At 70.5% G+C, this 7,771-nt stretch carries 8 protein-coding genes; 5 read left to right on the top strand and 3 right to left on the bottom strand.

What is annotated here, in order from left to right; genetic code table 11:
* The 5 genes from LNK82_RS01180 to LNK82_RS01160 form a co-directional block, all read left to right on the top strand.
* Nucleotides 1–2,279: family 49 glycosyl hydrolase (locus tag LNK82_RS01180; RefSeq protein ID WP_230564995.1), on the top strand; the 2,279-nt coding region annotated here is incomplete at its 5' end.
* A 241-nt stretch (nt 2,280–2,520) separates the two neighbouring features.
* On the top strand, nt 2,521–3,228 hold the full coding sequence (locus LNK82_RS01175; protein WP_230564994.1) for a hypothetical protein: 708 nt from the start codon (nt 2,521–2,523) through the stop codon (nt 3,226–3,228).
* A gap of 65 nt (nt 3,229–3,293) precedes the next feature.
* Entirely contained in the window at nt 3,294–3,707 is a 414-nt protein-coding gene (locus tag LNK82_RS01170; protein WP_230564993.1) for a hypothetical protein, read from the top strand.
* Nucleotides 3,704–4,180, top strand: coding sequence for a DoxX family membrane protein (locus LNK82_RS01165; protein ID WP_230564992.1), 477 nt, complete (start codon nt 3,704–3,706; stop codon nt 4,178–4,180). Before LNK82_RS01170 ends, LNK82_RS01165 begins: the two co-directional genes overlap by 4 nt.
* A 294-nt stretch (nt 4,181–4,474) precedes the next feature.
* A complete protein-coding gene (locus tag LNK82_RS01160) occupies nt 4,475–5,140 on the top strand; it encodes a lytic polysaccharide monooxygenase (protein ID WP_230564991.1) in 666 nt (221 codons plus the stop codon).
* Nucleotides 5,141–5,204: 64 nt separating this feature from the next.
* On the opposite strand, the gene LNK82_RS01155 is transcribed toward LNK82_RS01160, so the two are convergent.
* Genes LNK82_RS01155 through LNK82_RS01145 form a run of 3 tightly spaced genes read right to left on the bottom strand, consistent with a single transcriptional unit; the run spans nt 5,205 to nt 7,605 of the window.
* A complete protein-coding gene (locus LNK82_RS01155) occupies nt 5,205–5,921 on the bottom strand; it encodes an alpha/beta fold hydrolase (protein ID WP_230564990.1) in 717 nt (238 codons plus the stop codon).
* A gap of 20 nt (nt 5,922–5,941) precedes the next feature.
* On the bottom strand, nt 5,942–6,889 hold the full coding sequence (locus LNK82_RS01150; protein WP_230564989.1) for an alpha/beta hydrolase: 948 nt from the start codon (nt 6,887–6,889) through the stop codon (nt 5,942–5,944).
* Between the two features lie 5 nt (nt 6,890–6,894).
* The gene (locus tag LNK82_RS01145; protein WP_230564988.1) at nt 6,895–7,605 is read right to left on the bottom strand and encodes a sigma-70 family RNA polymerase sigma factor; all 711 of its coding nucleotides are present in this window, start codon (nt 7,603–7,605) and stop codon (nt 6,895–6,897) included.
* Nucleotides 7,606–7,771: the final 166 nt, after the last annotated feature.

The following is a 7,771-nucleotide window of genomic DNA, read 5'->3' as shown; positions in this document are numbered from 1 at the left end:
GGGGGGCGCTCCCCGCGGGTGTGGCCCGGGCCGGGCTCGGCGCCGTGGTGCCGGCCGCCACCACGAGCGCGGGAGCGCCGTCCGCCCAGGCCGCCGCCGTCTCCACCGCCGACACCGAGCAGCTCAAGACGTGGTGGCACGACAACCACGAGTTCAACACCGGCAGCCCGGTCGCGGGCGACAAGGTCAGGCGCTCGTCGTTCTACGACGTCCAGGTCGCCACCGCCGCGGCGCCGACGACCAGGTACGACTCGTTCACGTACCTGAGCATCCCGCGCAGCGGCAAGGGGAAGATCGGCTACACCAAGGAGGACGGCGCCGAGTTCTCCTCGTCGGCGAACCTGACGATGAGCTGGTCGTCCTTCCAGTACGCCACCGACGTGTGGGTCGACGTGTCCCTGCGGACCGGCCAGAGCATCTCCTCGGCCGACCAGGTCAAGATCAAGCCCAGCAGCCTGAACTTCGCCAAGCAGCTCGTCGACGGCGACACCGTTCGCGTCAAGGTCCCCTACCACGCGGCGGGCTACCGCTTCTCCGTCGAGTTCGACCCGCAGCTGTACACGGCGTACAACGACATGTCCGGCCCGGCCGGCGACGCGGGCAAGCTCACCACCGCGTCGGGCGGCGGCAACCGCGCCATCCACACCGAGCCCCGCAACTCCATGATGGTCTTCGCCGAACCGGCGCCCACCGGGGCGGAGCGGGACCGGCTCATCCCCACGGCGGCCTCGGGCAGCACCTACTACCCGCCGCAGGGACAGGTCACCAACCTGAACACGATCAGCGAGGAGATCGTGCACTTCCGGCCCGGCACCTACTACATGACCTCGAAGTACCACGCGCTGCTGCCCAAGCAGGTCAAGTGGGTCTACCTGGCGCCCGGCGCGTACGTGAAGGGCGCCATCCGCTTCCCCGACGACAGCCAGGGCCTGTACAAGGTGACCGGGTTCGGCGTGCTCTCCGGTGAGCAGTACGTCTACGAGGCCGACACGGCCAACAACTACGACCACCTCTCCGGCGCGTCCAACTGCCACTCCACCTGCGTGAAGATGCTCCAGTTCGCCTCGGCCCAGAGTCGGCAGCAGCACCTGGACCTGCAGGGCGTGACCGTCAACGAACCGCCGTACCACTCGTTCGTCGTCTACGGCGACGAGCAGACCTTCAGCATGCGGGTCGAGAACTACAAGCAGGTCGGCTCCTGGTACTGGCAGACCGACGGCATCGAGCTCTACCGCGGCAGCACCATGAAGAACACGTTCTTCAACGCCAACGACGACGTGCTGAAGATGTACCACAGCGACGTCACCATCGATAACACCGTCGTCTGGAAGAACGAGAACGGTCCCGTCATCCAATGGGGCTGGACGCCTCGCAACATCGACAACGTGCGCGTCAGCAACACCCACGTCATCCACAACCGGATGTACTGGAAGGACGTCAAGTACAACACCTGCATCATCAACTCGTCCTCGCACTGGGAGGACATGGGTTCGACCACCAAGGCCGACCCCAACGCGTGGGTGAAGAACATGACCTTCGAGAACATCACCGTCGAAGGCATGACCAACTGCGCCATCCGCGTCTTCGCCCTGTCCAGCACCGAGAACATCCACGTCAAGAACCTCAAGATCGACGCCTGGAGCCACCTCGACGCGTCCTCCCAGGTCAACCTGCTCAAGCGGTACGGCAACGGCAGCGGGCAGAAGGTGACCCTGGGCAACGAGACCCGGGACAGCCGCGGCCTGAAGCTGGAGAACTACACCGTCGGCGGCACGGTCATCGACAAGTCCGGCTCCAACTGGGCCGCGGACCAGCTCGGCCGGATCGGCTTCGACGCCGAGACCTGGGACAACTGGAACGCCTGGGGCCCGGGCGGCGGCAACCCGGACCCGGTCACCGGTGGCACGATCGTCAACGGGGCCACCGCCAAGTGCGTCGACCGCGCCGGCGGCGGCACGGCGAACGGCACCGCCATCCAGCAGTGGACCTGCGCCGACGTCTCCGCCATGACCTGGACGCTCGACGGCCAGCGGCTGAAGTCCGGCGGCAAGTGCCTGGACGTCGAAGGCGGCGCCACCGCCAACGGCACCAAGGCCCACCTGTGGGACTGCGGCACCTGGGACAGCCAGAAGTGGGCCTTCCAGTCGAACGGCACCCTGAAGAACCTCAAGTCCAACCGCTGCCTGGACATCGAGGGCCAGAGCACCGCCAACGGCGCCCGCCTGCACCTGTGGGACTGCGGCACGTGGAACAGCCAGAAGTGGACCCTCGCCGACTGATCGGCGATTTCGCGGAGCCCTCTCGGCCTATCGCAATTCGGCAAGCGTTCCGCCATCGACAGGCGGATCGCCGTGGAACTGTGGCCGAAGAACGGCACCTCGAACAATTCTGAGTAAATCTCGGTCGTTGACAACAAAAAGCTCGTCTCACTAATCTGGAGAAGCCGCCGCCACGGTGTTCCAGCCCCGGCGGGACACGTTTCCCCCGGTGCTTCCTCCCAATCCTGACGGAGGCACACCCATGAACAAATCGGCCAAGGCGGCCTGGTCCGCCACCGGAGTCGCCGGTCTCGCGCTGTCCGCGGCGTTCGTCGCGTCCTCGCTGCCCGCGAGCGCGAACGTCGTCGCGGTCACGTCCCCCGTGAGCGCGGGACCGGCGGCCCACGGCCAGCAGTACCCGGACGGGCCGTCCTCTGTGGACGGATCACCGCTGGAGCGGTGCCGCCGCGGCACCGACTACGCCGTGCCGAGCCGCAACCCGGTCCTCGACGAGCCGCTGAACACCGGCTTCCAGAGCAACGTCGGCCTGTCGGTCAAGGTCCAGCTCGAAGGCGGCACCTTCTACGGCAGCCGCAAGCTCATCTTCACCAACACCAGCAGCGCGCCCGTGCACACCGACTGCCTGGTGCTGAAGTTCCGCGCCCCCTCGGGCTCGGTGGACCACCACTACCGGGCGTCGGTCCAGTACGGGCACCCGCAGCAGGACTACGTCGAGGTCCCGCGCGGCAACGGCGAGTCGCACTACATCATCCGGCTCGGGTTCCACGACGTGCCACTGGCCGACCGCACCGTCCCGGTCGGGCAGACGTGGACCTACGAGCTGGCCGGCTCCAACCAGGGCTCGATGAGCCTGGAAGCCACGCGTGACTCCGTCGAGGTCCTGGCGGACATGAACGTCGGCGGCAACCACTGGATCTCCCAGTACGGCACCAAGCGCCTGGGCAACTGACGCCAGGTGGTGGCGGCCCCGCAACGACGCGGGGCCGCTGCCCGGTCGACCCCGGGAGGATCCACGTGAGAACCCTTGTCTGCCTTGCCCTGACCGCCGCGGTCACCGCCGGATGCGCGTCCGGTGGACCCGACCACTCGCACCACCGGCACCACTCGATGACAGCGGAGGACGCCGCGCGCCTGCGCGGGGTCGCCACCACCTACCTCGGCCTGCTCTCGGGCGGCGACCCGACCACGGCGTGGGACATGTGGACCGCCGACGCCCAGCGGCACGATCCGCGTGAGGTGTTCGTCGACCGGCTCGCGCAGTGCGAACCCGGGGTCCCCTACGAGGTGCTCGGCGTCGTCGCCGACGGGCCGGACCTCGCCCGGGTCTCCTGGCGGCACGGCGAGCGCACCGGCGAGCACCTGCTGCGCCTGCACGACGGGCAGTGGCGCGTCGACCCCGTCGACACCACCACGTGCGGTGCACCGTGACCGCTCGCGCGGTGACGCTGCTGCGCGGCTCGCTCGGCCTGGTGTTCGTGTGGTTCGGCGCGCTCAAGGTCGCCGACGTGACACCGGTCGCCGACCTGGTCGCCCGCACCGTGCCCTGGCTGGACCGCGACCTGCTGCTGGTCTCGCTGGGATCGGCGGAGATCGCGCTCGGCGCGGCGCTGTGGCTCGGCCGCCGACTGCGCTGGGTCGCGGCGGTCGCCCTGGCCCACCTGCTGGGGACGTTCCTGGTGCTGGTCGTCCAGCCGCAGGCGGCGTTCCAGGCGGGCAACCCGTTGCTGCTCACCACCGAGGGCGAGTTCGTCGTCAAGAACCTCGTCCTGATCACCGCGTGCCTGGTGCTCATGTCCGCCGACCAGTCGCACGCCGCGCCGGCTCACGGCCGTGCTCGGCTCGACCAGGGAATCGGCACGTGGCCGACGACCGGTGGGCCGGGGAACCGGGAGTTGCGCTGACCACGGCCCGGGCGCGGATGGACGACCGCCGCACCGGTCGCCGCCTGCCCGTGTCAACGCGACCGGCACCACCCCCGAAGACGCCCCCGCCCGGCCCGACCGCGCGGGGGTGAGCGGGACCGCTCGGTGGCGGCCGGCTGGTCCCGCTCGTGCGGAAGCGGGGGGGGGGGCGGGCGCCCCCCCCCCCCCCCCCCCCCCGCCCCGACCACCACCCCACCGCGGACATCCCGGACGAACGTCCGCCGACCGGCACCCCTGCCGCCGGCACCACTTCACCCACACGGAGGACACCGCATGCACCCCACGTCGCCCACAGCCCGGCGCCGGACCGCCCTGAACCTCGCGTTACTGCTGTCCCTCGTCGCCTCGGCCCTGGCCTTCCAACCGACCCGCGCCTCGGCCCACGGCACCGTCGTCGACCCGCCGACCCGCAACTACGGCTGCGCCACCCGCTGGAACGGCCCCGACGCACCGGGCATGCAGGAGCAGGACTTCATGTGCTACCTGGCCTGGCACCAGAGCCCCGACGCCATGTGGAACTGGAACGCCCTGTACGCCAACAACCTGGGGGAGAACCTCGAGAGCGCCGTCCCGGACGGCCGGATCTGCAGCGCCGGTCGCGCGGAGGGCGGGCGCTACGCGCCGATGGACAACCCCGGCCCCTGGCAGACCACCAGGGTCGGCAGCAGCTTCCCCGTCACCGTGCAGGACGTGGCCCGGCACGGCGCCGACTACCTGAAGGTCTACATCACCAAGCAGGGCTTCGACCCGACGAGCTCCATGATCGGCTGGGGCGACCTGGACTTCGTCAAGCAGACCGGTCGGTACGGCTCCCAGTTCGAGTACAAGACCGACGTGTCCACCTCCGGCTACAGCGGGCGGCACGTCCTCGTCACGATCTGGAAGGCGTCGCACATGGACCAGAAGTACTTCTTGTGCAGTGACATCGACTTCGGCTGACCTCCGCAACGGCAGAAGCTCGCACGTGTGGTCCCCGCCAGATCGGGCGGGGACCACACGTGGGTTACGAGGCGACCGCGTGCACGGCGTCGAGGATCGACGCGGTCACCGCGTCGGGCCGGGAGACGCTGAGGGCGTGGGACGCGCCGGGTACCTCGAGGGTTCCTTTCGCACCGGCCCGGTCGGCCATGAAGCGGTGCAGCGCGACCGGGATGTTGAGGTCTTCGTCGCCGTGGACGAACCAGGACGGGATCGTCCTCCACGCCGGGGTGTCCGTCGGCAGTCCCGCGGTGAGGGCGATCTCCGTGACCGGGCGTTGGGTCGCGCTCATGAGGGCGGCCTGGGCTCGGGTCACGTCGGCGGCGAACTGGTGGTGGAAGGCGTCCGGGCGGATGGCGAACTCGTTGCCGCCGCCGGCGACCGGGTACGCGCTGAGCGCCTGGCCGAGGGTGCTCCCGGGGAACTTGCCCGACAGCTCGAGCGCGGACTCGCCTTGGTCGGGTGCGAACGCGCAGACGTAGACGAGGGCGGCCACCTCGTCGCCGGCGGCCTCGGTGATCACCATGCCGCCGTAGGAGTGGCCGACGAGCACCACGGGACCTCTGATGCCGGCGAGCACATCGCGGAGGTAGGCGGCGTCGCCCGGCAGGTCGCGCAGCGGGTTGGCGACCGCGACGACGTCGAGGGACCGGTCGTGAAGTCGCTCGATGACGCCGGACCAGCTCGTGGATTCGGCGAAGGCGCCGTGCACGAGGACGACGGTCGGGTCGTGCTTCTTCATGTTGTCACCTTCTCCTTGGGTCAGCCGAGCGCGACGCGGAGGACGTGGATCGCCTGGGAGATCGCGGCGGTGGAGGCGGCGGTCCTGCGCACGGGGTTGAGCATCATGAAGTCGTGCAAGGTGCCGTTGTAGCGGGCGCTGGTGGTGCGCACGCCTGCCTCGGTGAGCTTGCGGCCGTAGGCCTCGCCCTCGTCACGCAGGACGTCGTTCTCGGCCACGATCACGAACGCGTCGGGGAGCCCGGCGAGGTCGGCCGTGCTCGCCCTCAGCGGCGACACGGTGATCTCGTCGCGCTCGTCCGCCTCGGGCACGTAGGCGTCCCAGAACCACGCCATGGCCTTGGCGGTCAGGTGTGGGCCGTCGGCGAACTCGCGGTAGCTGTCGGTGTCCTGGCCGGCGTCGGTGACCGGGTAGTACAGCGACTGGTGCGTGAACCGCACGTCGCCCCGCCGCTTGGCCAGGAGGGTGAGCGCGGCGGTCATGTTGCCGCCGACGGAGTCACCGGCCACCGCCAACCGGGAGGCGTCGAGGCCCTCGTCGGTCCCGTGCTCGGTGATCCACCGCGCGGTGGCGTACGCCTGCTCGATCGCGACCGGGTAGCGGGCCTCGGGTGAGCGGTCGTACTCGACGAACACGACCGCGGCGTCCACCCCGACGGCCAGTTCGCGGACGAGCCGGTCGTGCGTGCCGGCGTCGCCGAGGATCCAGCCGCCGCCGTGGACGTACAGGATGACCGGCAGCGACTCGCCGTCGGCGCCGACCGGCTTGACGACGCGCACGCGCACGTCGCCGACCTCCGCCGGGACGGTGATCCACTTCTCCTGCACCGGGGGCTTGTCGACCGGCCCGGCCTGAATCTCGTCGAGCACCTCGCGGGCGCGGTCGGGCCCCAGCTCGTACAGGAAGGGTGGTTGGGCGGCGGCCTCCGCGAATGCCTGTGCCGCCGGTTCGAGGGTGTGCTTGGCCATGTCGGCTACCTCCGCGTCGGGTCATCGGGGAAGACAGCGCGGCCCCGGTGATTCGTGACGGGACCGCACGGACGCCTGCCGGCCCGTCCTCGGCCCTGGCCGAGGACGTCGTCGGCGAGCAGGTGTTCGAGGTGCGCCACGGCGCCGACCCGCGCCGCGTCGAGGAAGGCCGTCAGCAACCGATCGCGGGCCGCGCGGTGGACCGGCTCGTCCCGCGGCCCGGCGAGGCGAGCGCGTGCCCGTCGCCCGAGTTGGCGCGCGTTGGCCTCGCTGATCCCGAGCTTCCCGGCGATGTCGCGGAACGGGTAGTCGAACGCCTCGCGGAGCACGAAGACGGCGCGCTCGGTCGGGGACAACCGCCGGAGCAGGAGCAGGACGGCCCGCTCGAGGTCCTCCGACCGTTCGGGTGTCAGCGTCGGGTCCTCGGCGAGGAGGACCTGCCCCGGCAGCCAGCGGTCGACGGGGATCTCGCGGCGGGCGCGGGCCGAACCGGCGACGTTGAGCGCGACCCGCTTGGTGACCGTCACGAGGAACGCGATCCGGTTGCGCACCGCGGTCCGGTCGGTGCCCTGCCAGCGGAGCCAGACGTCCTGGACGACGTCCTCGGCGTCGGCCGCCCGGCCGAGCAGCTGGTAGGCGATCCCGAACAGGCGCGGACGAACGCTCTGGAAGTCCGCCGCTTCCCTGGACGAGGTGGTGATGTCCGTCAAGCGCATGAGGTCGTCCTCTGCGTCGTGGCCTCGAGGCGGCGTGGGTGGGTGGCACGTCCACCGTCGTCCGGCTCGGGTCCGGGTCGCGCCCTTGGAGCGCCCGGGCAAGTCCCTGGGCCGGTGCGACCAGGGACGCGGGCCCGTGGGTCCGCACCCCAGGGGCACCGGGTGC

Origin of the sequence: Saccharothrix luteola, from assembly GCF_020859565.1 — a bacterium.
Taxonomy (GTDB): domain Bacteria; phylum Actinomycetota; class Actinomycetes; order Mycobacteriales; family Pseudonocardiaceae; genus Actinosynnema; species Actinosynnema luteola.
This window is presented reverse-complemented; position numbering and strand designations above follow the sequence as displayed.

Coding starts and splice junctions, on each gene's coding strand:
- LNK82_RS01175 (WP_230564994.1), top strand. CDS start 2,521: ATGAACAAATCGGCCAAGGCGGCCTGGTCCGCCACCGGAGTCGCCGGT.
- LNK82_RS01160 (WP_230564991.1), top strand. CDS start 4,475: ATGCACCCCACGTCGCCCACAGCCCGGCGCCGGACCGCCCTGAACCTC.
- LNK82_RS01155 (WP_230564990.1), bottom strand. CDS start 5,921: ATGAAGAAGCACGACCCGACCGTCGTCCTCGTGCACGGCGCCTTCGCC.
- LNK82_RS01150 (WP_230564989.1), bottom strand. CDS start 6,889: ATGGCCAAGCACACCCTCGAACCGGCGGCACAGGCATTCGCGGAGGCC.
- LNK82_RS01145 (WP_230564988.1), bottom strand. CDS start 7,605: ATGCGCTTGACGGACATCACCACCTCGTCCAGGGAAGCGGCGGACTTC.